We start from the raw sequence: 25,458 nt of genomic DNA, 5'->3' as shown, positions 1-25,458 counted from the left end.
AAGATTGGGGATTTCCAATCTTCTTTCAAATGGTTTGTAAGTCTTTAGTCGTTTATTAGCTCAAAGCATCGTCCATAGAGAGCACTTCGTGGAAGACACGTTGAGTCAATTCAGTCTTTTGCTCTGGAGTCAAGTACTTAGTGTTTACACAGTAACCTGAGATACGAACGATAACGTCTTCACCAGACATAATCTTGTCGTAAACATCCTTCAAGTCCATAACGTTCAAGTTAACGTGCTGACCACCGTTTTCAAAGTAACCATCCAGGATAGTAACCAAGTTGTCTACTTGTTCGTCGTGAGTCTTACCAAGCGCACGAGGTGATACTTGAGTTGTCAGTGAAATACCGTCAGCTGCGTAACTAAAGTCCAGACTAGCAAGAGAGTTCAAGTTTTGCAACCAGCCACCTTTTGCCTTGTTAGATGGGTTAGCACCTGGTGAGAAGAATTCCAATTTAGACAAGTTTACGCTGCCATCTTCGTTGAGGTACACTCCTTTATGGACTGGTGAGTTACCAGTTTGTTTAGAGTAAGCAACGTTAGATGTGATAGTCAGAAGAGACACAGTAGCTTCTGCATTCTTATACAGTTTGTGGCTGCGCAGACGAGTTGTGTAAGCTTCAACCAACCATTCTGCCAATTCGTTTGAGCGAGGATCATCTTCACCCCAACGTGGGTATTCTCCGATTGTTTCATAGTCGTAGATATAGCCATTTTCGTCGCGGATTGGCTTAACAGTAGCGTACTTGATAGCAGACAAGGTATCAACAGTGTTGGCAAATCCACAGATACCGAATCCCATGTTAGCACGTTGGTAAGTTGGCAAGAAGGCCATTTGAACAGCTTCATAGTTGTACTTGTCAGTCATGTAGTGGATGATGTTCAAGGCATCTACATAAGTGTCAGTCAACCAGTCCAGAGATTTTTCAAAGTTCGCTTTAACTGATTCGAAGTCAAGAACTTCGTCACGGATAGGCTCGATGTCAAATACCTTGTAGTCTTTATGAACATCGTCGTAACCGCCGTTGAGACCTGTCAGAAGGGCTTTCAGAACGTTTACACGAGCACCAAAGTATTGGATGTTGTGGCGTTGTTCTTCATTTTCAGGGTCAAGCGGAGACACACAGCAAGAGATACAGCTCATTTCACCGTAACCATCTCTAGCCATAGTTGTTACACCTTCGTATTGGATAGAAGAGTGCTTGTGGCTCATGTGCATACAGTAGCGACGGAATGAGTATGGAAGTTTGTCAGTCCAGAGAACGGTCAAGTTTGGCTCTGGAGAGTTACCGATGTTGTCAAGTGTGTTAAGGAAACGGTAGTCCATCTTTGTAACACGGTGACGGCCATCGTTCCCCATACCTGCCATAGAAGTAGTGATGAAGGTTGGGTCACCAGAGTACAATTGGTCGTAAGCTTTCGTACGAGCAAACTTCACTGTACGAAGTTTCATAACGAAATCATCAACAAATTCTTGGATTTCTGATTCAGTGTAAGTACCGCGAGCCAAGTCACGTTCTGCGTAGATGTCAAGAACGATAGGCACACGTCCGAGAGATGTTGCAGCACCATTGATGACACGGCAGACAGCCATGAAGGCGATGTTAGTCCATTGGATAGCTTCTTTAACGTCAAAGGCAGGACGGCGAACATCTACTCCGTAAAGGTCACCAAGTTTTACAACTTCACCAAGTGCTTGGTATTGCAGGTTGATTTCTTCGCGCAGACGGATTGTTTCTTCGTCAATATCAGTCAAACCATTCCAGTCGCGAACTTTTTCAGCCATGAGGTAGTCAGCTCCATAAAGAGCAAGACGTGCGTAAACTCCGATGATACGTCCGCGTGAGTAAGCATCTGGAAGACCAGTTACAGTGTGGGCGTGACGAGCACGGCGGATGTTAGAAGTGTAAGCACGGAAGATACCGTCATTTACCGTTGTAACATATTTAGTAAAGATTTCATGAACAGCAGGATCTGGTTCGTATCCATTTTCTTTCAAAGTAGTTTCAGCCATGCGGATACCACCTTTTGGCATGAAGTTCAATTTGAAGAGTTCGTCGTTTTGGATACCGTAAATCAGTTCGTTGTCCTTGTCAATGTAACCAGCGTCGATACCAGCGATAGATGCTGGACGAGTGTCCATTGGGAAACGAGTTTCTTCGTAGTGAGCTTTTGTTTCTTCTACGATTTTCTTGATGTGGAGTGAGCGCTCAGTAGGACCTGCCAAGAAGCTTTCATCTCCATCATAAGGTGTGTAGTTAGCTTGAACGAAGCGAGAAACACTTGCTTTCTCTTTCCAGTCTTCACCTTTGAAGCCTTCCCAAGCTTTGTCAAAAATATCTTGAGCTTCAACAACTGTTTTTACAACCATTTGATTTTCCTCTTTATTCTAGCAACAATAAACTGTTACATTTATAAGTAAAGTATATCATACGGTAATCGGTTTCACAAACCATTTTCGACAGAAAGAAAGACTTTCTTTTATAATACAGAAAGTAAAAAATCGCAGATGTGTACTATAGATTTGAAAAACATAACTCTTTTCAAATATTTTGGAAAAATGGGTAAAAAAGTTATAATAAAAGTAATTAAAATGTCATATAAAAATTATTGATGAAGAATCTTATGTTTAAAATACTTTTTACAAGAACGAAAAACTGTTTCAGATTTATTTGAGCAAAAAGGGCCGACTTTGTGAAAGCCTGTAAGCTGAGATTGATGGCAGGAGAAAGGAGGAGGGCATGCTGATTTTTCCACTGATTAACGATACATCTCGGAAGATTATCCACATTGATATGGATGCTTTTTTCGCTTCGGTGGAAGAGCGGGATAATCCTAAGTTAAAGGGGCATCCAGTCATTATCGGCAGCGACCCACGCTTGACTGGCGGTCGTGGTGTCGTCTCCACCTGCAATTATGAGGCCAGAAAGTTCGGAGTTCATTCGGCTATGAGCTCCAAGGAAGCTTATGAGCGTTGCCCCCAGGGGATTTTTATCTCGGGGAATTACGAAAAATATCAGGCAGTCGGCTTGCAGATCCGAGAGATTTTCAAACGCTATACGGATTTGATTGAACCCATGAGCATCGACGAGGCTTATCTGGATGTAACGGAAAACAAGCTAGAGATTAAATCTGCAGTCAAAATAGCCAAGCTGATTCAGCACGATATCTGGAATGAACTGCAACTGACGGCTTCGGCAGGCGTTTCTTATAATAAGTTTCTGGCCAAGATTGCTAGCGACTATGAGAAGCCTCATGGTCTGACTGTTATTCTACCTGAAGAGGCTGAGGCCTTTCTGGCGCCTATGGACATTGCCAAGTTTCATGGAGTTGGTAAGAAGAGCGTTGAAAAACTGCATGAAATGGGAGTTTATACTGGTGCAGATCTGCTCAAGATACCGGAAATGACCTTGATTGATAAGTTTGGCCGCTTTGGTTTTGATCTCTACCGGAAAGCGCGTGGCATCAGCAATAGTCCGGTCAAATCCAATCGTATTCGTAAGTCGATTGGGAAGGAGCGAACCTATGCCAAACTGCTCTATAGTGAGGAGGATATCAAGAAAGAGCTGACCCTGCTGGCACAGAAGGTAGAAAATAGCTTGACTAAGCATGATAAGAAAGGGAGAACCATCGTTCTGAAAATCCGCTATGCCGATTTCTCCACCTTGACTAAAAGGAAAAGTTTGAATCTAGCCACTCGAGACAAGGAGCAAATCGAGCGAACGGCTCATGAGATATATGATAGCTTGGAAGAACAACCACGAGGTATCCGTCTGTTAGGGTTGACAGTGACGGGGTTTGAATAAAGATAAAAGCTTGGTTCGTTACCGGGCTTTTTTAGATATAGCTTTTAGTATGAGAGAGTTGCTTGTGACGAGTTTCTAAGTTGTCTGATGATTTTCATTGACTAAAAATAATCTTTTTTGAAAAAATACTGGACAAAGTTTTCTGTGTCTGTTATACTGGGTCTATAAAATAAAAACCGCCCGGTCGGTTTTTAAAAAGAAAGGAGCAGAAATGAAGAAATATGTAGTAGAAAAAACAAGCGAGCACATCCTCAAGTTTAATCAGGAGTTGGATCGACAGCGGGAAGGTCAGAAAGAGTTTTTGCAGCAGCAGGCAGAAAAACGTAAGGTGTGGCTAGAAAAGATAACACAGGGTGAGAATGGCATACGCTATTCTAAGTGGGGAGTCAAAGCTGGATATGCTGTCCTTGCTGGTGGCTTGCTGACTTCTGTCTTTAGCCCATGGCGAGGACTGGGTATTATGGCAGTAGGGGGTCTGAGCCTTGCCTCCAATCTCTGGCATATCCGGCGATTGCAAAATCAAGAAAGGAGTAAGTAGCAGAGAGATGACCTGTCTTAAGCATCAGAGCCAGGACAACTTAGAAACAAAAAGCAGCTGGCAGTAGCTAAACGGTACTTACATAGCTTTTAGCATCATTTAGTCTATCTTTGCTTTTTATTTTAGGCAAGGAATAAAAGACTATGTTTTCTATGTGGCGCAGGTCTTTATTTTTTATAATAAAACAAACCGAATGGTCGGAATTTAAAAAGACTACGTTTCAAAACAGGCAATCATCTGAACGACTGAGAGTAAAGGATGCCTTTGTCCAGTTTTCGGATGACTTTTCACTATTCTACATTTGATAAGGAGTTATCGTATGAACACACAAACACATGTAGGACCAGAACCCAAGCATATTTGGCCTTTCTTAGCTTGGACCTTTGGTATTAGCTGGGGATCCTGGCTGATTCTGTATATTTTAGCCGCCCTGAAGCTGACCAGCGGGGCTGAGCCTTTGGGCTATGCTCTCATTATCATCGGTGGCTTCGGACCGGCCTTGGGAACTTTTATCAGCCTCAAAATTTCTCATCCTAAGAAGATGCTGGACTTTATCTTTTCTCATGCTAAGGGCTGGTGGATTTATATGCTGGCCTTCTGTCTGGTTCGGGTTTTGACCCTTTTTATCGCCAATCCAGCCCTGCCGCCTCTGAATGCCGTTCTGATGTTTCCTCTGGGCTGGACCTTTATCACCTTTGCTGGGGGCGGGAATGAAGAGTTGGGCTGGCGGGGAGTGCTGCAGCCGGCTCTGGAGAAAAAATTCTCCTTCCCTCTGGCAACTGTCATCACGGCTCTGGTCTGGGTGGCCTGGCATCTGCCCCTCTGGCTGATTCCGGGAACGAGTCAAAGTCAGGTTTCTTTGCCCTTCTATATTTTCTTTTGTATCCTGCTCAGTTTCTGTCTGGCGGTTCTCTACAAGCAGACGGCCTCTGTCTTTGCCTGCATGGTCTTTCACGGCTGCATTAACTTTGCTCAGGCGACGATTGTCGGCAGTGCTACAAATGGCGGAAGGTATCTCAGCTTCCAGGCTGCTAATCTGATCATGACCGCTCTGCTGGTCGGCTGGTGGTATTGGAAGGGCAATCGGAAAGGAGTTCAGAAAGATGCAGGTTAAAAATCTTGGCAATCGCTCTTCTGCCAAGGAAAAAGGAGTAATCATATGAAAACACAAACACATGTAGAGCCAGAGACAAGGCATATCCTGCCCTTTCTGGCCTGGACCTTTGGTATTAGCTGGTCTGCCTGGCTGATTCTGTATATTTTAGCCACCCTGAAGCTGACCAGCGTGGCTGAGCCTTTGGGCTATGCTCTCTCTTTCATCGGTGGCTTCGGACCGACCTTGGGAACTTTTATCAGCCTCAAAATTTCTCGTCCTAAGAAGATGCTGGACTTTATCTTTTCTCATGCTAAGGGCTGGTGGATTTATATGCTGGCCTTCTGTCTGGTTCGGATTTTGACTCTCTTTATTGCCAATCCTGTATTACCGCCGCTCAATGCCATGCTCATGTTTCCTCTTGGTTGGATCTTTGTCACCTTTGTTGGAGGCGGGAACGAAGAGCTGGGCTGGCGGGGAGTGCTGCAGCCGGCTCTGGAGAAAAAATTCTCCTTCCCTCTGGCAACTGTCATCACGGCTCTGGTCTGGGTGGCCTGGCATCTGCCCCTCTGGCTGATTCCGGGAACGAGTCAAAGTCAGGTTTCTTTGACCTTCTATCTCTCCTTTGGTATCTTGCTCTGTTTCTGTCTGGCGGTTCTCTACAAGCAGACGGCCTCTGTCTTTGCCTGCTCAGCCGTTTCTGGCTGGCAGCTCTTTACAAGGTCAGTCAGTCTGTCCTCTATTGTGTCCTCTTTCATGGGCTCATTAATACTATTGGCGAAGCCATCTTTGTAGGCAAGGGAACGGAAAATCCCCTCTTTTTCCTAGGCTATATCTTGATGGCGGCTTACAGTATCTATCTTTGGTATCAAAGGGATCAGCAAGACAAGGCTTAAAGATATTTTTATGATTTTGTATTTCTCCGGCTTTTTTGGTAGAATAAAGCTATATTAGAAACAAAGGGGAACAGAATGGCGCAGCGAAAAGACAAATCCCAGGCCATGAGAGAAAAAATTTTAAATACAGCAACCCAGCTCTTTATCCAAAAGGGGTCCGAAAAGACCAGTATGCAGGATATTGCTCAGACGGCAGGCATTTCCAAGGGGGCTATCTACCATCATTTCAAGTCAAAAGATGAGATTGTCCTGGCGGTGATGAGGAGCCGGCAGGAGCTGATGGAAGAAGAGATGAAGCAGTGGCTCAAGGCTACGGAAAATCTGACCGGCAGGGAGCAGCTGCAAACCATCCTCAAGTCCAATCTGGAAAGTCAGACAGCCCGGGCCATGGACGGCATTGTGGATGAGTACGAGCAGGATGCAGGTTTTATTTTGACCATGATGCGGGACAATCTGCGGATAGGCGCCCCTCTGGTCAGTGACATTATCAAAAAAGGGATGGCAGATGGCTCCCTTCAGACCCAGTATCCGGAAGAGGCTGCAGAAGTTTTTCTGCTGCTGGTGAATTTTTGGATGCATGAGACCGTTTTTGAAAGCGATCCTGAAAAACTGCCAGAACGTTTCCATTTTCTGCAGTTTATGATGACCTCGGTCGGCATGGATATCTTTACTGACGAGCTCCTGCAGCTTTTTAGCCAGAAAAATAAGGCATAAAAAAAGGCGATAGGACAGAACTAAAAAATTTAATTCTGTCCCAGCCTTTTTATTTATGTGCTGAATATACTGTGGATATCTTCCTCGGTCAGGCCGATTAAGGGGTCGATTTTCAGGAAATTTTCCTTAGTCAGGACATAGTTTTCCACAGGTGCTTTCATTTTATCCACAGGATTGTGGATATTAGTTTCAGCTTGCGGGAGGTCGCCAAAGCGCTCGATTAGATAGGTTTTTCGGGCGGTTCCAGTATTTTTTGCGGCATAGTCAAAGGCTGCTTTTTCCCCAAGTAGGATCAACTTGCTCTTGGCGCGGGTGATAGCGGTGTAGATGAGATTGCGCTGCAGCATTCGATGACTGCTCTTGGTGATGGGCAAGATGACCACCGGAAATTCACTGCCCTGAGACTTGTGAATGCTCATGGCGTAGGCTAGGCGAATCTTGTACCACTCGCTACGCTGATAAACAAGTTCATTGCCATCAAAGTCAATGGTTAGCTCGTCCTGCTTGGAGTCGGTGTACTTAGCAGGCAGCAGGTCGCTGATGTAGCCTAAGTCACCGTTGAAGACATTGCTTTCAGCATCATTGACCAAGTGGATAACCCTGTCTCCTTGGCGATACTGACAGTCGGGAGCTTCAAAGGTCAGTTCCTCTTTCTCTACAGGATTGATGAGATTTTGCATAAGATTGTTAATCTGGTCAATGCCGGCTGGCCCCCGATACATAGGTGCCAATACCTGAACATCTTGAGCTGGGATGCCGCTGCGAATGGCTGCGCTAGCGATTTTCTCAATCATAGGCGGGATATGCTCATTTTTAGCTTCAAAATAAGAACGGTCCGCTTTTTTCTCTGTGAAGTCTGCTGGTAAAATGCCCTTCTGAATCTGGCTGGCCAGTGTGACGATTGTAGACTCTTCGCTCTGCCGATAGATGGTTTCCAGCTTGGTCTGTGGGATAGTCGGTATCTGCAGTAAGTCTGCCAGTACCTGACCTGGACTGACAGAGGGCAGCTGGTCCGCATCTCCGACAATCAAGAGCTTGGTCTGAGAGGAGATATTGCTGAGCAGCTGATTAGCCAGCCAAGTGTCCACCATGGAAAATTCATCCACAATGATAAAATCAGCATCCAGATAATCATCCAAATGACTGGTATCATCATCGCCAGTCATCCCCAAGTGGCGGTGGATAGTGGCGCTAGGAAGACCAGTCAATTCGTTCATGCGCCGAGCAGCACGTCCAGTGGGAGCTGCTAGCAGAATAGGCAGATCATTGACCTTTCGCAGATCCAAACCGCGAAGCTGGGCGTAGACTGCGATGATACAGTTGATAACGGTCGTTTTTCCAGTTCCCGGTCCGCCGGTTAGGATAAAGACCTTTTGATTGATAGCCTGACGGATGGCTTCTTTTTGGATACTGTCATAGGAGATGCCGGAGTTCTCCTCCACTTGCTGGATAGCCGCAGTAATCTTATCTTGGTCGAAAGAATCTTGCTCTCCTTTTTCTAGCAGACGGACCAGATTACTTTTTATTCCTTCTTCAGCAAAGAAGAGGCTGTTTTCAAAGATCTTGGTCTCTACATTCTGGACCTTATCTTCCTCAATCAGATGAGCCAGCTCATCAGCGACTAGACTAGGGGCCAGCTCCACTTGGCGTGAGCTTTCTAAGAGCTCGATGGTATGCTTGAGTAAATCACGAGCTTCAACATAGGTATCTCCCCGCTCCATAGACTGGGTCAGCAAGGTGTGGACAAGGCCAGCCCGAAAACGCTCAGGGGCATCACTTTGGATCCCCAGCTCTTCTGCCAGATGGTCAGCGATTTTAAAGCCGATCCCCTGAATATCCTCTACCAGCTGATAGGGATATTTTTCGACAATGTCCAGCGTTTCTTCCTTGTAGGTATCCTGGATCTGAAAAGCCAGTTTATTGGGAATGCCGTAGGCTGCCAGCTTAGCTAGTACCATCTCAGTTCCATAGTTGAGTCTGAGCTTGGCGACAAAGGCCTCGCGGTTCTTGGCAGCTAAGCCATTTATCTGAGTCAGCTTTTCCGGCTCTGCTAAAATCTTGTCAATGGTGTCCTCGCTATCTTCTCCGTAGAGTTGGACGATTTTTTGAGCTGTCTTGACCCCGATGCCCTTGAAATGGTCGCTGGAGAAGTATTTTACTAGGCCTTTACTGCTGGGTTTGGCTCGCTCATAGCGAGAAATTTTCAGCTGCTGGCCATATTTGGGGTGCTGGACGAGACTGCCCCAGAAAGTGTAATCTTCGCCTTCCATGACATCTGCCATAGAGCCGGTGACAATGATTTCAAAATCTTCAAAATCCTCGGCATCTGTATCCTCAATATCTAAGAGCAGGATGCGGAAAAAGTTGCTGGGATTTTCAAAAATAATCCGTTCAATCGTTCCTGAAAAGTAAAATTCCATAGTTTATAGGTTCTTCTTTTAAAACGAACTCAGCTGAAGTTCAACTGAGTTCGGTATGCTTAATAGGTCTTAAAGGGCAGCAGCGGCCAGAAGCGGAATTTGGCTTCGCCCTGAATTTGTTCTTTTTGGAAGGTACCGACTTGGCGACTATCCTTGGAAACAATCCGATCGTCACCTAGAAGCAGATATTCATCATCCAGAAGCTTGACGGTGAAGACAGGGCTGCCTTCACTATCAACAGTGAAGGCTTGAGCCTGAGCTGCGAGTTTCCTGAAAAACTCACCATTATCATAATAATCGTCCCCAGTGTAAGTTGATTGGAGCTTGTCTTCTTTAAATTTCTTGATGTAGTCCGTCAGGTAAGGCTCATCTGTTTTTTTACCGTTGATGTAAAGAGTATCATTTTCATACTGAATAGTGTCACCTGGCATACCGATGACCCGTTTGACAATCTCCTTGGTCGTTCCGTCATTATCTGTCTCAGTGGCGACAACGATATCAAAGCGGTCAATAGACTGATGTTTGAGGACAAGTAGGTATTCCCCATTGGCCAGGGTAGGGTCCATAGAGTGGCCGTCTACCTTGACAGGGGACCAGAGAAAGAGCCTTGACAGGATAATGACAGAGATAAAGAAGATAAAGAGTCCCCATTCTTTGAGAATGACAACAGCAGTATTTGATTTTTTCATAGGTTACCTTTCTAGAAGTTTTTGTGCTTTTTCAGTATTTTTAAAGTGGAGTTTAGCAGAATGCTGCAGACCGGCCATTCCATAGGATTGAAGAATCTGGCTGGCAACATGATCGCTCTTGCTTCCGGCTCCGCTAGGCAGGGTATAGCCTAACTCTTGACTGAGATTTTCTAGATTTTCCAGAAAGAGGTCGCGAGCGATAATAGAGCTGACCGCAACAGCTAGAAACTTTCCTTCAGCCTTCTCAATCAGACTTACCGGATTTGGAAAATGATTTTTTTCCTGCTTTAGGTATTTATTATAGTTTTGCTGGCTGGTAAAGGCATCGATGACGATTTTTTCGGGATTTAGACCTTTTTGCAGCAGTAGGTAAATAGCTTGATTGTGCAGGGCTACTTTGACAGAGACAGCGTTGTAGCCAGAAGCGATGACTTCGTTGTACTTCTCTGGCGATAAGAGCAGAGCTTGGTGGGCAATCTTTTCTTTTAAGACCGGCGCCAGTTGGCGAATCTTGCTATCGTTCAAGGTTTTAGAATCACCAACGCCCAGTTTTCTCAGAAAGTCGTGCTGGCCTGGAGTGACGAAAGAAGCTACGACGGCTAGACCTCCAAAGTAGGAGCCGTTTCCGACCTCATCTGTCCCAATGAGGGCAAAATTCTGAGAAGCAGGACTAGAACTGGTCTTGGTCACTTGATGACCAAAAAAGTCAGCGTAGTAAGCAGCTTTTGCCCCTTGAAAGAGAACTTTTCCGGAGCTAAAGATACTAACCGTTGCCTGATCCAGTCGGAAGAAATATTGAATATGTGGGTTCTTGCTGGGAGCCAGCTGGCTCTGATATTTCTTAATAAAAGCCTGAATTTCTTGCTGTTTAGGACTGAGGGTGATACTTTCCATACCCCCTATTGTACCATAAAAAGGAAAAGTCGAAAGCCATAAGATTGAAAATCCTACAAAAATTTTGTAGGAGAGCACCGCTGTTTACAATGTCAAAAAAGATGAAAAAGAAAGTCCCTGTCTAGTTCCAAGTGTTTTAATAACTGACAAAGGGCTTCTTTTTTGATATAATACAATGAGGTGATTTTATGGCAAATTTGAATCGATATAAATTTACATTTGGAAACAAGACCTTAACTCTAACAACAGAACACGATAATCTCTTTATGGAAGAAGTAGAACGGGTAGCAAAGGAAAAATACAAGGCTATCAAAGAGCAGATGCCTGCGGCAGATGATGAAGTCCTGGCGATTTTGCTGGCTGTCAATAGCCTATCTACCCAGCTCAGCCGCGAGATTGAGTTTGACGACAAGGAAAAAGAACTAGAAGATTTTCGTCACAAAATGCTCAGTGAGCTGAGAGAAAAGTCGGGTAAATAGAGGAGAAATAATGTTTTCTATTATTATTTTACTAATATTGGCCTGGAGCTTTTATATTGGTTACTCGCGTGGCATTGTTCTGCAGGGCTATTATGCTGCTGCGACCATGGTTTCTATGCTGGTGGCTGGAGCTTTTTATAAGAGCTTGGCTAAGTTTATCAGCCTTTGGGTACCTTATGCCAGTGCGACTCAGGGCTCTTCGACCTATTTTTTCCCTAGCTCTCAGCTCTTTCAGTTGGATCAGGTTTTTTATGCTGGTTTGGCCTATCTCATTATCTTTACGGCTGTCTACATCCTTGGGCGCTTTTTCGGGATTTTTGCCAATCTGATTCCTTACCCCAATAAGCTGGATACCAAATGGTACAATGTGACCAGCGGAGCCATCGCTGTTTGCATCTCTATTTTTGTTTTGGGAATGTGCCTGACTATTTTAGCGACGGTGCCGATGGAGATGGTTCAGGAGCGACTCAATAGCAGCTTCATGATTCGCTTTATTGTCAAGTATACCCCTATCACATCCAATATCCTCAAAGATCTCTGGGTGAATCAAGTTATCGGATAAAAGACGACTCAGTTGGCCTGCTAGCTGGGTTCTTTTTTACTAGAAAAGAAAATTATGAACACAAAAATTTTAGAAACCTTAGAATTTAAGAAGATTAAAGAACTGTTTGCTCCCTATCTTTTGACTGAGCAGGGGCAGCTGGAGCTGGGCCTGCTCTTGCCAACCAGCAAGAAAGAGACGGTGGCCTCAGCTTTTCTGGAAATGACGGATATGCAGCAGATTTTTGTGCAGCATCCGCACTTTAGTCTGGCAGCGACTCAGGATATTACTGCCTTGACCAAGCGCTTGGAGCTGGAAAGCGACTTGAATATTGAGGAGTTTTTGGCCCTCAAACGAGTCTTGGCTGTGACTCAGGAGCTCAGGGCCTTTTATGAGGACTTGGAAAATGTGCACTTGGAAAAGCTGGACCGTCTGTTTGATAATCTAGCTGTGTTCCCTAAGCTGCAAGGAAGTCTGCAGGCTGTTAATGATGGAGGCTTTATTGAAAGCTTTGCCAGCGAAAGTTTGAGCCGCATCCGCCGAAAAATTCAAGAAAATGAAAACCAGGTGCGGGAAATTCTGCAGGAGATTCTCAAAAACAAGGGAGAGATGCTGGCGGATCAGGTAGTGGCCAGCCGGAATGGCCGCAATGTGCTGCCCGTGAAAAATACCTATCGCAACCGCATTTCAGGTGTGGTTCACGATATTTCAGCCAGCGGCAATACCGTCTATATCGAGCCTAGAGCAGTTGTCAATCTCAACGAAGAAATTGCCAGCAGTCGGGCGGACGAGCGTTATGAAATTCAGCGGATTTTGCAGGAATTATCGGACCTCTTCCGTCCCCATGCAGCTGAAATTGCCAACAATGCTTGGATTATCGGACATCTGGACCTGGTGCGTGCCAAGGTCCGCTTCATGCAGGAGACGGGAGCAGTGGTGCCAGACCTGTCGGAAGAGCAGGATATCCAATTGCTTAGTGTCCGCCATCCCCTGATTGAAAATGCAGTGGCTAATGACTTGCATTTCGGGCCAGATTTGACAGAGATTGTCATTACTGGGCCAAATACCGGTGGTAAGACCATCATGCTGAAGACCTTGGGCTTGGCTCAGATCATGGCCCAGTCAGGTCTGCCGATTCTGGCGGACAAGGGCAGCCGCGTCGGGATTTTCAGTCAGATTTTTGCAGACATTGGTGATGAGCAGTCCATTGAGCAGAGCCTGTCGACTTTCTCCAGTCACATGACCAATATCGTCTCTATTTTAGAGCAGGTTGATAGCGATAGCTTGGTCCTGCTGGATGAGCTAGGAGCTGGGACTGATCCGCAGGAGGGGGCAGCTCTAGCTATTTCTATCTTGGAAGATTTGCGTTTGAGACAGATTAAAACCATGGCGACGACCCACTATCCTGAGCTCAAAGCCTATGGGATTGAGACAGACTGGGTGGAAAATGCCAGCATGGAATTTGATACAGATAGTTTAAGGCCGACCTATCGCTTTATGCAGGGAGTGCCTGGCCGCTCCAATGCCTTTGAAATCGCTCGGCGTTTGGGCTTGGCAGAAGTTATCGTTGGCCATGCCCAAGAGCAGACCAACACAGACAGCGATGTCAATCGGATCATTGAGCGCTTAGAGGAGCAGACACTGGAAAGCCGCAAGCGCTTGGATAATATCCGCGAGGTGGAGCAGGAAAATCTCAAATTTAACCGAGCCCTCAAAAAGCTATATAATGAGTTTAACCGAGAAAAGGAAACCGAGCTCAATAAGGCGCGCTTGGAAGCCCAGGAAATCGTTGATTTGGCTCTGTCAGAGAGTGAGAGCATTCTCAAAAATCTCCATGATAAGTCTAGTCTCAAACCGCATGAGATTATCGAAGCCAAGGCTCAGCTTAAAAAGTTGGCACCAGAAACAGTTGATTTATCAAAGAATAAGGTACTCAAGCAGGCCAAGAAAAATCGGGTGCCTAAGGTGGGAGATGATATCCTAGTCACCAGCTATGGTCAGCGGGGAACCTTGGTCAAGCAGCTCAAAGACGGTCGCTGGGAAGCTCAAGTCGGTCTTATCAAGATGACTCTAGAAGAGCAGGAATTTAATCTTCTCAAGGCTGAAAAGGAGCAGCAACCTAAGCGCAAGCAGGTTAATGTGATCAAGCGGGCTAATACTGCTGGACCCAAAGCCAGGCTGGACCTGCGCGGCAAACGCTACGAAGAGGCCATGGAAGAGCTCGATGCCTTTATCGATCAGGCCCTCCTCAATAACATGGCTCAGGTGGATATTATCCACGGTATTGGGACCGGAGTCATCCGTGAAGGGGTGACCAAATATCTCCGCCGCAACAAGCACGTTAAGTCCTTCGGCTATGCTCCGCAAAATGCTGGCGGCAGCGGTGCGACGATTGTGATATTTAAGTAAGAGGCCAGAAATGAAAATACAAACCTATGACTCGACTTATGAGAAAAGTTGGGTTTATACAAAAGCTTTGAGCTATCTCTTTTCGCCTTTCTTTGATGATATGAGCCGCAGCAAGGATGCTTTTACTGAAGAACCTTACCAAGATTCAGTTGAGCTCATAGCAGTGGAAGATAATCAGGTTGTAGGGCTTCTAGATATTGGGATTTACACCGAAGAAGCAAGCCATGCTTATCCATATTATCCGGGAGAAAAGATAGCTTACTTCGCTAATCTGGCTGTCCATCCTGATTTTCAGAATCAAGGTATAGCCAGTCAACTCTTTCAAACTGCTTGGGAGCAGCTGCATGAAAAGAAAGTTGAGGCCTTGATCATCTTTACCCGAGACGGAGAGCAGGCAAATCACCTCTATCAGAAGTGGGGCGGCAAGCTGATTTGCCAAGACTACTTGGTTGTAGGACGCCCCAAAGATCAAACACCGTTTTCTTTCAGTGTTGATAGGAAGCAGCAGACAATCTGTCTGACAGATAAGTCGGGAAATTCTTTAGGCTATTATCAAAGAGAAGGGCATTATATTGTCTCAAGGAAAGAAGATTTGGAGCATTTTGAGATTGATGAACTTTACAAAGAACATACCTATGTCTTGAAAATCGAATAAGGCATTGGAAGTTTCAGCGAAGAGATCACAGCAGGTTCTTTTATGAGGGCCTGCTTTTTGCTATAATGGAAGCAGCATAAAGTGTTTCGGAGGGAAAATAATGAGAATAAAGCATGCATCAGATTCCTGCACGACTATTTTGGTAGGCAAGAAGGCCAGTTACGACGGTTCAACCATTGTCGCTCGTACAGAGGATTCACAAAATGGGGTTTTTACGCCCAAGAAATTTGTCGTAGTGGAGCCACAAGACCAGCCCCGCCATTATCAGTCTGTTTTGACGTCTTTTGAGATGGATTTGCCGGACAATCCAGTCCGCTATACGGCGGTGCCTGACGCAGTTCCCAAGGATGGGATTTGGGGAGCTGCTGGGATTAACAGCTATAATGTCGCTGTCAGCGCAACGGAAACAATTACGACTAACAGCCGCGTACTGGGGGCTGATCCTTTGATAGAGTCAGGTATCAGCGAGGAAGATATCCTTACGCTGGTCTTGCCCTATATCAAAACAGCTCGCGAAGGGGTTCTACGATTAGGGAAAATCCTAGAAGAGTATGGCACTTATGAGTCTAATGGGATTGCTATCTCAGATGTCAATGAAATCTGGTGGTTGGAGACCATTGGTGGCCACCATTGGATGGCGCGGCGCGTGCCGGATGATGCCTATGTGACCAACCCCAATCAGCTGGGCAGTGATTATTTTGAATTTGACAATCCTGAGCACTTCCTCTGTCATCCAAATCTCAAAAACTTTATCGAGGAAAACCATCTCAATCTGAATTACTCGGACGAGGGTTTCAATCCCCGCTATGCTTTTGGCAGCCAAAAGGACAAGGACCGTCATTACAATACGCCGCGAGCTTGGGATATCCAGCGTTTTCTCAATCCAGAAGCGGAGCAAGATCCAAGAAGTTTCTTCATTCCTTGGTGTCGTAAGCCTTACCGCAAGATCACGATCGAAGATGTCAAGTATGTCCTGAGCAGTCACTATCAGGATTCGCCTTATGATCCTTACGGAGCAGAGGGTGACCACTACAGTAGAAGAGCTTTTCGGACCATTGGAATCAATCGAACCAGTCAGACAGCTATCTTGCAGCTGCGCCCTAATCAACCGCAGGAAACAACAGGGATCCAGTGGCTGTCCTACGGCTCCATGCCCTACAATACAGCCGTTCCTTTCTTTACTCAAGTCTCGACAACGCCAGACTACTTTGCCAATACGACAGACAAGGTTTCGACAGATTCCTTCTATTGGGCCAATCGTCTCATTGCTGGGCTGGCTGATGCTCATTTTAGCAGTCATGTCGGAGACTTGGATGATTACCAGGAAAAGACCATGGCCTGGGGCCATGAAATGATCGGTCGGGTAGACCGAGCTCTGGCTAAGGGCGAGGCTGTGGACTTTGAAGCTGAAAATCAAGCTATGAGCGACAAGGTGCAAGAAGCGACAGACCAGCTCTTGGAGAAAGTTCTCTTGGATGCCAGCAATCTCATGACCAACCATTTCTCACTGAGTGACTAAGGCCCTACCCGTAGCAAATATTTTTCTTTCTGATGTTTTTGGTGTAAAATGTTATCAAAAGTAAGCAATAAAAGGAGAAGATTTATGGTAGCAGCAGTTACAGATGCAACATTCGCAGAAGAAACAAAAGATGGATTGGTTTTGATTGACTTTTGGGCAACTTGGTGCGGTCCATGCCGTATGCAGGCGCCTATCTTGGAGCAGTTGGTAGGGGAAGTCCATGAGGATGAATTGAAAATCCTCAAAATGGATGTGGATGAAAATCCAAATACTGCCCGTGAATTTGGCATTATGTCCATTCCGACCCTTCTGTTCAAGAAAGACGGTCAAGTCGTGAAGCAAGTCGCGGGTGTTCATACCAAAGACCAGCTCAAGGCTATTATCGCGGAATTGAGCTAAGCAAGAAGCCTGAGGGCTTCTTTTTTGTATCAAAAAACGTTTACATGCTCAAAAATTTTCATAAAATATTGACAAAAGGCGAATGTTCTTTTAGAATAATAGAAAATTAATAATCAACACCGAACGAAGTTTTTCAGAAAGAGGCAGTCGCCTCTGACTGTGAAATGGACGGAACTCTGGAGAGACCATGAATGGCACCGAAGGGGCAAGGCGGTTTAGAACCGCTCAAACTCTCAGGTAAAAGGACAGAGCGAAGAGGCAGGGATTTCCCTACTCCAGCACATCCAGAGTACATGTTTTGCATGTGCTCTTTCTTTTTCTCGGTGTGAAAAGGAGCTTATATCATGTTGGAAATATTGAATCGTCTGGATTCTTTGGTTTGGGGTCCACCCCTGCTCATTTTGCTGGTTGGTACCGGTATCTATCTCAGTCTGCGTCTGGGCTTGCTGCAGATTTTTCGACTTCCGCGTGCCTTTCGGCTAATCTTTGTATCAGACGAGGAGCATCAGGGCGATGTCTCTAGCTTTGCTGCTCTCTGTACAGCTCTAGCCGCGACTGTTGGGACAGGAAATATCATCGGAGTGGCAACAGCCATTAAAACCGGTGGACCGGGTGCCCTCTTCTGGATGTGGGTGGCTGCTTTCTTTGGGATGGCGACCAAGTATGCCGAAGGCCTCTTGGCTATCAAGTACCGCCGCAAGGATGCTCATGGAGCCATGGCAGGCGGTCCTATGCACTATATCTTACTAGGAATGGGCGAGAAGTGGCGTCCTCTAGCCATCTTTTTCGCGATAGCTGGTATCTTGGTGGCTCTCTTGGGGATTGGGACCTTTACGCAGGTCAATTCCATCACAGAGGCCATGCAGAATACCATTCAGCTGCCTCCAGCTGTGACAGCTTCTATCTTGGCTATTTTGGTGGCTCTGGTTATTTTCAGCGGTATCCAGTCTATTGCTCGAGTATCGACCAAGGTTGTGCCCTTTATGGCAGCGATTTATATCTTGGGCACTGTGACTGTCTTAGCGGTCAATCTAGATCGATTGCTGCCCACTCTCCAGCTGGTCTTTAGTTCAGCCTTTAGTCAGACAGCTGCTGTCGGTGGCTTTGCCGGTGCGACTATCCAGATGGCCATTCAAAACGGGGTTGCGCGCGGAGTTTTCTCCAATGAATCTGGCTTGGGATCAGCCCCCATTGCAGCGGCGGCAGCTCGGACTAAAGAACCGGTAGAACAGGGCTTGATTTCCATGATCGGAACCTTCATCGACACCCTGATTATTTGTAGTCTGACAGGCTTGACGATTTTAATCACAGGGGTTTGGGATGGCAATCTTAATGGTGTGTCCTTGACTCAGGCAGCCTTTGCGAGTGTTTTTGCTAATTTTGGTCCAGTTCTGCTTTCAGTCTTTCTAGTTCTGTTTGCCTTTACGACTATCTTGGGCTGGAACTACTATGGTGAGCGCTGTTTTGAATTTCTCTTTGGGGTGCGCTATATCCGTGTTTATCGCTTGCTCTTTGTCCTGATGATTGTCCTCGGTGGCTTTGTGGGTCTAGAGGCGGTCTGGATTATTGCAGATATTGTCAATGCCCTCATGGCCTTGCCAAACTTGATTGCCTTATTAGTCTTGTCTCCAATTGTCATTAGTGAAACAAAGAAATATTTTGACAAGCATCGAAAGAACTAACTTTCGCACATAAAAAAGCCTCTAGCTTCCCGTAATGATGGAAGTCTAGAGGTTTTTTGTCGAAATTAATAGCGTTTTTCTTTTGGCCAGCTGCTCATCTCGGCCACAGCTGTAAAGAGAACGTCAGTAGAAGAGTTGAGAGCTGTCTCGCAGGAGTCCTGAATGACACTAATAACGAAACCGACGCTGACTACCTGCATGGCCAAATCATTGGAAATCCCAAAGAGGCTGCAGGCGACCGGAATGAGCAGGAGAGAACCGCCAGCTACGCCGGAAGCCCCGCAGACAGAAATTGCCGCTACGACACTGAGAACGAGAGCCGTTCCAAAGTCAACCCTGATATCCAGCGTGTTGACAGCAGCTAAGGTTAGGGTATTGATAGTAATAGCAGCCCCTGCCATGTTGATAGTGGCCCCCAGAGAAATAGAGACCGAGTAGGTCTATGGATTGAGCCCCAGATCCCGACAGAGTTTCATGTTGACGGGGATGTTAGCCGCTGAGCTGCGCGTGAAAAAAGCAGTCACACCACTGACTCGTAGACAGCGCCAGACCAAGGGATAAGGATTTTTCCGCAGCATGATAAAGGTAATCAAAGGATTGATAATCAGAGCGACAATCAGCATGCTGGCTATCAAGACCAGCAGTAGGATGCCATAGCTTTTTAGAGCCTGGAAACCTTTGCCGGAAATGGTCGTGTAGACCAGACCTAAAATACCCAGAGGGGCTAGATTGATAATCCACTCGACAATCTTAGAAGTGATATCTGCCAAGGTCTGCAACAGTTCCTTGCTGTGGTGGCTGGCTTCCCGCATGGCAATTCCAAAGATGACAGCCCAGGACAGGATACCAATGTAGTTAGCGGTGATGAGGGCGTTGACGGGATTGTCCACCAGCTGAAGCAGAAGATTGCTGAGAACTTGTCCGATTCCATCTGGCGGAGAAACCTTTTGGGAGGACGAAGCCAACTCTATACTAATGGGAAAGAAGAAGTTGACTAGGACTGCGACCAGGGCCGCCGCAAAGGTTCCCAGAAGGTAGAGCAAGATGACTGTCTTCATATTGCTCTTTTGTCCTTTTTGCTGTTGAGATAAGGCATTTGCCACCAGAGCGAAGACTAGGAGCGGAGCGATGGCCTTGAGGCCGCCAACTAAGATTTGGCCCAGAAGTCCGATGGCTTGTGCTTGGGGGAAGAATTAGGACACCAATGCCAATACCGATGGAAATCCGCTTGATTAGATTGGTTTTATTCCAAATGGTGATGGAGCGATGGAGCATGTAAGTTCCTTTCTTGTCTTGGATACTTATTTTATTATACGATAGAAAGGGAGTGAAAGCAATGTTAGGTCGGACTAACCATTCTATGTCCGCGCTGATTGGTCTTTGTGGTATAATGGTAGTAATCTTTTTGGAGGTAGCCTATGTCTAAGACCGGAAATGTCTTTTCTCGCTATATCCAGCAGTTTGACTGGAGCAAGATTGCAGATGACCTTTTTTCCAAGCTGGTCTCTTTACTTCTGCTTTTTATCTTATTTTACATCGTTAAGAAAATCCTGCATTTGTCAGTGACCAAAATTATTGCCCCCTCTCTCAAGCTATCCAAGCAGGATGTAGCCAGACAGAAAACCATCACTCGTCTGATTGAGAATCTGCTTAATTATGTCTTGTATTTTCTCTTGATTTACTGGGTTTTATCCATCTTGGGACTGCCGGTTTCCAGCCTTTTGGCTGGTGCCGGGATTGCTGGGGTGGCTATCGGGATGGGAGCTCAGGGCTTCCTGTCGGACCTGGTCAATGGCTTCTTTATCCTTCTCGAGCGACAGTTAGATGTCGGTGACAATGTCCGCCTGACTAACGGTCCTATCAACATCGCTGGAACAGTAATCAGTGTCGGGATTCGGACGACGCAGGTACGGGACGCGGACGGAACGCTGCATTTTGTTCCAAACCGCAATATCATGGTTGTCAGTAATCTTTCCCGTGGAGATATGCGTGTTCTGATTGATATCCCCATTTATGCCCAGACGGATTTGGACGAGATTTACCGCATCATTTCCAAGGTCAATGAAGAAGCCGTACCAGAACATCCGGAGATTCTCAAGGAACCGAATATTTTGGGGCCGCAGATGGCTTCAAATGGCCAGTTCAACTTCCGTATCAGCATGATAGTGCAGGGAGGCATGCAGATTTCTATTTACCATATCTTCTACCGTCTTTACCATGAGGCGCTTTTACGAGAGGGGATTGAGCTTCCGACGCTTGGACCTCTTTCCAAAGGCAAATAATTATTGATTAGAAAGGTCCATATGAATCAGCGAATTCAGCAGGAGATTGTCAGTGAGGACAATCTTGTTTACCGTTTAAAACGTCCTCTCCACAAGCAGGGTCTCTTTTGGGCAGCTCTGGTGTCTGGTATTATCATCTTTCTTCTGGCCTTGCTCAGCATTCTCCTCGTCATCACCACGATTGGCCTTATGGAGGAAAATGACCATCTCAAGTCTCTCACAGGCCACCATAACTCGCCTTTAGAGACCTATTCCAGCCATGCTTTTGAGAAAACAGTTGAATTTTCCAGCGGACTCAAGGTGACAGTTCATTCGGCAGTGGAAGACAGCAAGCGAGTCATGAGCGATGAGTCAACAGGAGTAGCTGTCGTTGCAACCATCACGGTTGAAAACACTTCTAAAAAGCCCATTCTGGTCAGTCCTTATGACTTTGGACTTTATGACAAGAAGGAGAATGTCTATATTTTGGACGGCTCAACCTTTGACAATACACAAATCGGCACCAATCTGGCGCCAGGCAAGTCTATCCGCTTTGACTTGGTATTTGACGGGGAAGGCGGCGATGAGGATACCTATACCGTGACCTACGACAATGCTAAGTGGCAAAAGGAGAAAAGCAAGCCAAAGCAAGAGAAAAAGAAGGATCAGTAGGGAAAATTATCCTATTACTCTAATACCTTTGCTACTTTCCGCACCCAGATTTGAAAGTGGAGGCAGCAAATGTTATAGATGAAAGAGGATTTGAGACAAAAGTTTCAAATCTTTTTCTTGACTATGACCCTAGAGGAGGGTGTATACTGGTGAAAATTAGAAAAGGAGATTACCATGAAAATCAATATGATTCGTTCAGATAAGGTTTATCAAGAGCTGCTTGAACTTCCATTTGATAAAAGGGAGGGCTGTTTTCGAGCGAAAATACTCGCTCCATTTGCTCTTAAATACCAAACTCAGCACATTCCTTTAAAAGCGAAGTATCCTGGAGGATTTGATGCTCTATTTCTACTTGGCTTTATGAATCAGCTGCCTGGAACTCTGTCAGAAAAGGATAGACCAGCTATCGACTCTCTGAGCTCTGATCAACTCTGGCAAGACTGCCAGGATACCATCAAAAGGAGTATTGGTCTTTTTGAACAGGCTGGCTATGATTTAGAGGTTGAGGATTACCATTTTACTATTTTATTGGGCAATCCAGACAAGCCTATGCTACAGCTCAATAAGGGTTACAGCGGAGATGGTGGAATCCCAGGCTACCTCATGCTTAGTCTACTACCAAATGACTATACTTTGCCACGTGTGCAGGCGGCGTTGGCTCACGAGTGCAATCATAATGTCCGCTTCCAATTTATCAAATGGAACCAGCAGACGACATTAGCAGACTGGGTAGTTAGTGAAGGATTGGCGGAGTCTTTTGCTGCTGAGCTCTATGGTAAAGAGCTTATTGGACCTTGGGTCACTTCAACCAGTCCAGAGCAGTTAGAAGAGATTAAGCCCATCATCTCCAGTCAGCTTCAGCTAACGGGGATGGCGGAAATGGCTCCTTATCTCTATGGTGATGAAATTGCAGAAATACAGGGTCAAATACCAGTCGGTATGCCCTATGCTGCAGGCTATGCTTATGGCTATCATTTGATACAAGCTTATCTGAAAAAGACTGGCAAGAGCATTATTGAAGCGACAGTAACACCCACAGAAGAGATTTTAGAGGCGACGAAAGACTTTTGGCAATGACACATTTTTGCTTGAAAATCTGCCAGAACCTGATATAATGTAGGTAATTTCTGGAGGTGACTATATGCACTATAAAACAGTTGAATTGAAAGTCACAAATCAAGGTATCCATGAGCGCAAGATCTTTCAAGGTGTGAGGATTTTCAGTCGTAGCAAGCTGTCCAAAGATCAGAAAAGCATTCTGACGCAGAAGCTTTACCTGACACCGAAGCAAAACATCGTTTACTATCAGCGAACAGATGTCAACTATGACAAGAACTGGCATCATAATAAGGACTATTACGAACTAGCTTATGACCAGTTGGACAGAGAAACTGTCTTTAAGGTTTGTCAAGATTTTGATGAACTAAGTCCTTTTCTGGAGAATGATCTGCTGGAGAAGCTAAAAGAAAAGCAGTCAGCAGGCAAGTTTTTTGAAAAATTAGATATATAAAAATCCGACCGCTTTTATAAGCAGTCGGATTTTTTTGAGTTCTAGTTAAATAGTACTTAAACAGGACCTTGCGCAATCATAGCATTGGCTACGTTTTCGAAAGAAGCAATGTTAGCATAAGCCAGATAGTCTTTACTAAGTCCGTAAGTTTCAGCGGTAGTTTTAGCTGTGTTGAGGATGTTGGTCATGATGTCCTTGAGACGGACAGAGTATACTGGCATCTATTTATCTGATAAGAGAGATTTTATCATCCAGATATTCATAGCTGGGTGGCCGGCGGCGTTAGAAAGTGGTTGTTGCAGTGATGTAAAACCATAGTGCTGATAGATGGCCACGGCCGTAGCCAGTTCAGTAGTGGTTTCTAGATAAAGCTGTTCATAACCTGCTAGGCGGGCTTCTTGGAAAATCTGCTTTATCAGCCGGCTGGAATAACCTTTGCCACGACTGTTTTTAGTGACATAGAGTTTTTGTAATTCAGCTATCTTATCAGACACAGGTGCAAAGCCACCGCAGCCAACGAGATGACCTTCATCTTCCAGAACAAAGTAAGCTGCCCTCTCTTGATGTTGATAGTAGTCGGCCAAATGATCTAGATGAGAATCAAAGTAGACAGTTCCTGGTTTGTCAAGCCCGAATTCTTCTAGGCTGGCTCGAATGAGCTGCGCTACAGCTGGATTGTCTCTCACTTCCATTGGCCGTAAGTTCATGATTTGTCCTCCGATAGGATGTATCAACTAGTTAAACAATACCTTGGGCAATCATAGCGTTGGCCACGTTTTCGAAGGCAGCGATATTTGCTCCTGCAAGGTAGTCAGTACCAAGACCGTATGTTTCAGCAGTTGTTTTAGCTGTGTTGAAGATGTTTGTCATGATGTCTTTGAGACGTCCGTCCACTTCTTCGCGAGTCCATGACAGACGAAGGCTGTTTTGGCTCATTTCCAGAGCGGATACAGCTACACCACCAGCATTGGCAGCTTTGGCAGGTCCGTAGAAGATACCATTTTCTTTGTAAACAGCGATAGCATCCAGGTCGCTCGGCATGTTGGCACCTTCAGATACACAGATAACACCTTGAGCAACCAAGCGTTTAGCAGCTTCGCCATTGATTTCATTTTGAGTCGCACATGGCAGAGCAATATCATAGTTACCAGCGTAAGTCCATACAGAACCTTCATGGTAAGTAGTGGTTGGTTTCTCAGCTGCATATTCAGTCAAACGAGCGCGGCGTTTTTCTTTGACATCAACCAAAAGGTCAAAGTCAATACCGTTTTCATCGATGACATAACCGTTTGAGTCAGATACAGAGATAACAGTTGCTCCCAGCTCAGTTGCTTTTTGGAGAGCGTATTGAGCTACGTTACCAGAACCGGAAATAACCACCTTCTTGCCAGCAAAGCTGTTACCATTAGCTTTCAGCATTTCTTCGGTGTAGTAAACCAAGCCGTAACCAGTTGCTTCTGGACGGATCAAGCTGCCACCAAATCCAAGGGGTTTACCAGTCAAGACACCAGCGTCGAATTGATTGAGGCGTTTGTATTGGCCGTAGAGGTAGCCGATTTCACGTCCGCCGACACCAATATCACCAGCTGGGACGTCAAGTGATGGGCCGATATGTTTTTGCAATTCAGTCATGAAGCTTTGGCAGAAGCGCATCACTTCAGCATCTGTCTTGCCTTTTGGATCAAAGTCAGATCCACCTTTACCACCGCCGATTGGCAGGCCAGTCAAGACATTTTTGAAGATTTGCTCAAAGCCGAGGAACTTCAAGATCCCTTGGTTTACAGTTGGGTGGAAACGAAGTCCGCCTTTATAAGGACCAACTGCTGAGTTAAATTGTACGCGGTAACCACGGTTAACTTGTACTTTACCTTCGCGGTCTACCCAAGGAACACGGAAGCTGATAACGCGCTCAGGCTCCGTAATACGCGCTAGGATGTTTTCCTCAATGTATTCTGGGTGTTTTTCAAAAACAGGCTCCAGGGTATTGAGAAACTCTTCAACAGCTTGGAGGAATTCTGCCTCGTGTCCGTTGCGGGCTTTTACGGTCTCGAAAGTGCTTTGGATATATTCTTTAGCAGTTGTCATCTGTCATTCTCCTTTAAATAAAATAGTAAACCATCCTGTCGGAAGCTGCTTGCAGCTTGTGTGACTAGGATGTGTTTAAATCTTTAAAACAGACATCTTTTAAATGTCATATTTTATTACATGGAACATTATAGCAGACTTTTTTTCCCTTGTAAAGAAAAAAGTTGAATTTTCTAAAAATTTCCACAATTTGTTT

Annotated in this window: 21 protein-coding genes, 3 pseudogenes and 1 riboswitch; of the genes and pseudogenes, 16 read left to right on the top strand and 8 right to left on the bottom strand. The window is 45.5% G+C overall.

The genetic code is table 11. The annotated features are described in order from the left end of the window. Nucleotides 1-55: 55 nt before the first annotated feature. Complete coding sequence (gene pflB, locus ELZ47_RS10055) at nucleotides 56-2,371, bottom strand: formate C-acetyltransferase (protein ID WP_126435931.1); 2,316 nt, start codon at nucleotides 2,369-2,371, stop codon at nucleotides 56-58. Between the two features lie 370 nt (nucleotides 2,372-2,741). On the opposite strand from pflB, the gene dinB reads away from it, so the two are divergent. From dinB to ELZ47_RS10025, 5 genes and pseudogenes are all read left to right on the top strand, one after another. Further along, nucleotides 2,742-3,806, top strand: coding sequence for a DNA polymerase IV (gene dinB, locus ELZ47_RS10050; RefSeq protein ID WP_126435930.1), 1,065 nt, complete (start codon nucleotides 2,742-2,744; stop codon nucleotides 3,804-3,806). A 211-nt stretch (nucleotides 3,807-4,017) separates the two neighbouring features. Beyond that, a complete protein-coding gene (locus ELZ47_RS10045) occupies nucleotides 4,018-4,344 on the top strand; it encodes a hypothetical protein (RefSeq protein WP_125330880.1) in 327 nt (108 codons plus the stop codon). A gap of 319 nt (nucleotides 4,345-4,663) precedes the next feature. Further along, nucleotides 4,664-5,458 (top strand): CPBP family intramembrane glutamic endopeptidase, encoded by a 795-nt coding sequence (locus tag ELZ47_RS10035; RefSeq protein ID WP_125330881.1) that lies wholly within the window; start codon nucleotides 4,664-4,666, stop codon nucleotides 5,456-5,458. 45 nt (nucleotides 5,459-5,503) lie between these two features. Next, nucleotides 5,504-6,178 (top strand): annotated as a pseudogene (locus tag ELZ47_RS10030) (CPBP family intramembrane glutamic endopeptidase); the annotation flags it as partial. Nucleotides 6,179-6,408: 230 nt separating this feature from the next. After that, a complete protein-coding gene (locus tag ELZ47_RS10025) occupies nucleotides 6,409-7,047 on the top strand; it encodes a TetR/AcrR family transcriptional regulator (RefSeq protein WP_125330883.1) in 639 nt (212 codons plus the stop codon). A gap of 53 nt (nucleotides 7,048-7,100) precedes the next feature. Here ELZ47_RS10025 and ELZ47_RS10020 read toward each other — a convergent pair whose 3' ends face one another. From ELZ47_RS10020 to rnhC, 3 genes are read right to left on the bottom strand one after another with little or no spacing between them, the layout of a single operon-like run. Then, the gene (locus ELZ47_RS10020) at nucleotides 7,101-9,467 is read right to left on the bottom strand and encodes an ATP-dependent RecD-like DNA helicase (RefSeq protein WP_125330884.1); all 2,367 of its coding nucleotides are present in this window, start codon (nucleotides 9,465-9,467) and stop codon (nucleotides 7,101-7,103) included. A 59-nt stretch (nucleotides 9,468-9,526) separates the two neighbouring features. Next, nucleotides 9,527-10,156, bottom strand: a complete 630-nt coding sequence (gene lepB, locus ELZ47_RS10015) for a signal peptidase I (protein ID WP_126435929.1) — start codon at nucleotides 10,154-10,156, stop codon at nucleotides 9,527-9,529. A 3-nt stretch (nucleotides 10,157-10,159) separates the two neighbouring features. After that, entirely contained in the window at nucleotides 10,160-11,050 is an 891-nt protein-coding gene (rnhC, locus tag ELZ47_RS10010; RefSeq protein ID WP_164549610.1) for a ribonuclease HIII, read from the bottom strand. A gap of 188 nt (nucleotides 11,051-11,238) precedes the next feature. Between rnhC and ELZ47_RS10005 the strand changes: the two genes are divergently transcribed. From ELZ47_RS10005 to ELZ47_RS09975, 7 genes are all read left to right on the top strand, one after another. Further along, on the top strand, nucleotides 11,239-11,529 hold the full coding sequence (locus tag ELZ47_RS10005) for a hypothetical protein (protein ID WP_002919703.1): 291 nt from the start codon (nucleotides 11,239-11,241) through the stop codon (nucleotides 11,527-11,529). Nucleotides 11,530-11,539: 10 nt separating this feature from the next. Then, nucleotides 11,540-12,091, top strand: a complete 552-nt coding sequence (locus ELZ47_RS10000) for a CvpA family protein (RefSeq protein WP_002903748.1) — start codon at nucleotides 11,540-11,542, stop codon at nucleotides 12,089-12,091. A 54-nt stretch (nucleotides 12,092-12,145) separates the two neighbouring features. Next, a complete protein-coding gene (locus ELZ47_RS09995; protein WP_125330887.1) occupies nucleotides 12,146-14,479 on the top strand; it encodes an endonuclease MutS2 in 2,334 nt (777 codons plus the stop codon). Between the two features lie 10 nt (nucleotides 14,480-14,489). Beyond that, nucleotides 14,490-15,134: a GNAT family N-acetyltransferase gene (locus tag ELZ47_RS09990; RefSeq protein WP_125330888.1), complete on the top strand. Its 645-nt coding sequence runs from the start codon at nucleotides 14,490-14,492 to the stop codon at nucleotides 15,132-15,134. 100 nt (nucleotides 15,135-15,234) lie between these two features. Continuing rightward, on the top strand, nucleotides 15,235-16,653 hold the full coding sequence (locus ELZ47_RS09985) for a C69 family dipeptidase (protein ID WP_125330889.1): 1,419 nt from the start codon (nucleotides 15,235-15,237) through the stop codon (nucleotides 16,651-16,653). Nucleotides 16,654-16,737: 84 nt separating this feature from the next. Further along, complete coding sequence (trxA, locus tag ELZ47_RS09980; RefSeq protein ID WP_125330890.1) at nucleotides 16,738-17,052, top strand: thioredoxin; 315 nt, start codon at nucleotides 16,738-16,740, stop codon at nucleotides 17,050-17,052. 166 nt (nucleotides 17,053-17,218) lie between these two features. After that, nucleotides 17,219-17,311: riboswitch (glycine riboswitch) on the top strand. Nucleotides 17,312-17,396: 85 nt separating this feature from the next. Continuing rightward, nucleotides 17,397-18,734: an alanine/glycine:cation symporter family protein gene (locus ELZ47_RS09975; protein WP_125330891.1), complete on the top strand. Its 1,338-nt coding sequence runs from the start codon at nucleotides 17,397-17,399 to the stop codon at nucleotides 18,732-18,734. 65 nt (nucleotides 18,735-18,799) lie between these two features. Here ELZ47_RS09975 and sstT read toward each other — a convergent pair. Beyond that, a pseudogene (gene sstT / locus ELZ47_RS09970) lies at nucleotides 18,800-20,009 on the bottom strand (serine/threonine transporter SstT). Nucleotides 20,010-20,152: 143 nt separating this feature from the next. Between sstT and ELZ47_RS09965 the strand changes: the two are divergent. The 4 genes from ELZ47_RS09965 to ELZ47_RS09950 all read left to right on the top strand — a co-directional run bounded on the left by ELZ47_RS09965 (nucleotide 20,153) and on the right by ELZ47_RS09950 (nucleotide 23,177). Then, entirely contained in the window at nucleotides 20,153-21,016 is an 864-nt protein-coding gene (locus ELZ47_RS09965) for a mechanosensitive ion channel family protein (protein ID WP_002907299.1), read from the top strand. A 21-nt stretch (nucleotides 21,017-21,037) separates the two neighbouring features. Next, complete coding sequence (locus ELZ47_RS09960) at nucleotides 21,038-21,667, top strand: DUF4352 domain-containing protein (protein ID WP_126435928.1); 630 nt, start codon at nucleotides 21,038-21,040, stop codon at nucleotides 21,665-21,667. 174 nt (nucleotides 21,668-21,841) lie between these two features. Beyond that, nucleotides 21,842-22,744, top strand: a complete 903-nt coding sequence (locus ELZ47_RS09955) for a DUF2268 domain-containing protein (protein WP_126435927.1) — start codon at nucleotides 21,842-21,844, stop codon at nucleotides 22,742-22,744. Nucleotides 22,745-22,808: 64 nt separating this feature from the next. Next, a complete protein-coding gene (locus tag ELZ47_RS09950; protein WP_126435926.1) occupies nucleotides 22,809-23,177 on the top strand; it encodes an EXLDI protein in 369 nt (122 codons plus the stop codon). A 56-nt stretch (nucleotides 23,178-23,233) separates the two neighbouring features. Here ELZ47_RS09950 and ELZ47_RS09945 read toward each other — a convergent pair. The 3 genes and pseudogenes from ELZ47_RS09945 to gdhA all read right to left on the bottom strand — a co-directional run. Then, nucleotides 23,234-23,380, bottom strand: a pseudogene (locus ELZ47_RS09945) (NADP-specific glutamate dehydrogenase); the annotation flags it as partial. 18 nt (nucleotides 23,381-23,398) lie between these two features. Next, complete coding sequence (locus ELZ47_RS09940; protein ID WP_125330896.1) at nucleotides 23,399-23,884, bottom strand: GNAT family N-acetyltransferase; 486 nt, start codon at nucleotides 23,882-23,884, stop codon at nucleotides 23,399-23,401. A gap of 31 nt (nucleotides 23,885-23,915) precedes the next feature. Beyond that, the gene (gene gdhA / locus ELZ47_RS09935; RefSeq protein ID WP_125330897.1) at nucleotides 23,916-25,262 is read right to left on the bottom strand and encodes an NADP-specific glutamate dehydrogenase; all 1,347 of its coding nucleotides are present in this window, start codon (nucleotides 25,260-25,262) and stop codon (nucleotides 23,916-23,918) included. Nucleotides 25,263-25,458 lie beyond the last annotated feature (196 nt).

Source organism: Streptococcus sanguinis (assembly GCF_900635155.1).
GTDB lineage: Bacteria > Bacillota > Bacilli > Lactobacillales > Streptococcaceae > Streptococcus > Streptococcus sanguinis_G.
This window is presented reverse-complemented; position numbering and strand designations above follow the sequence as displayed.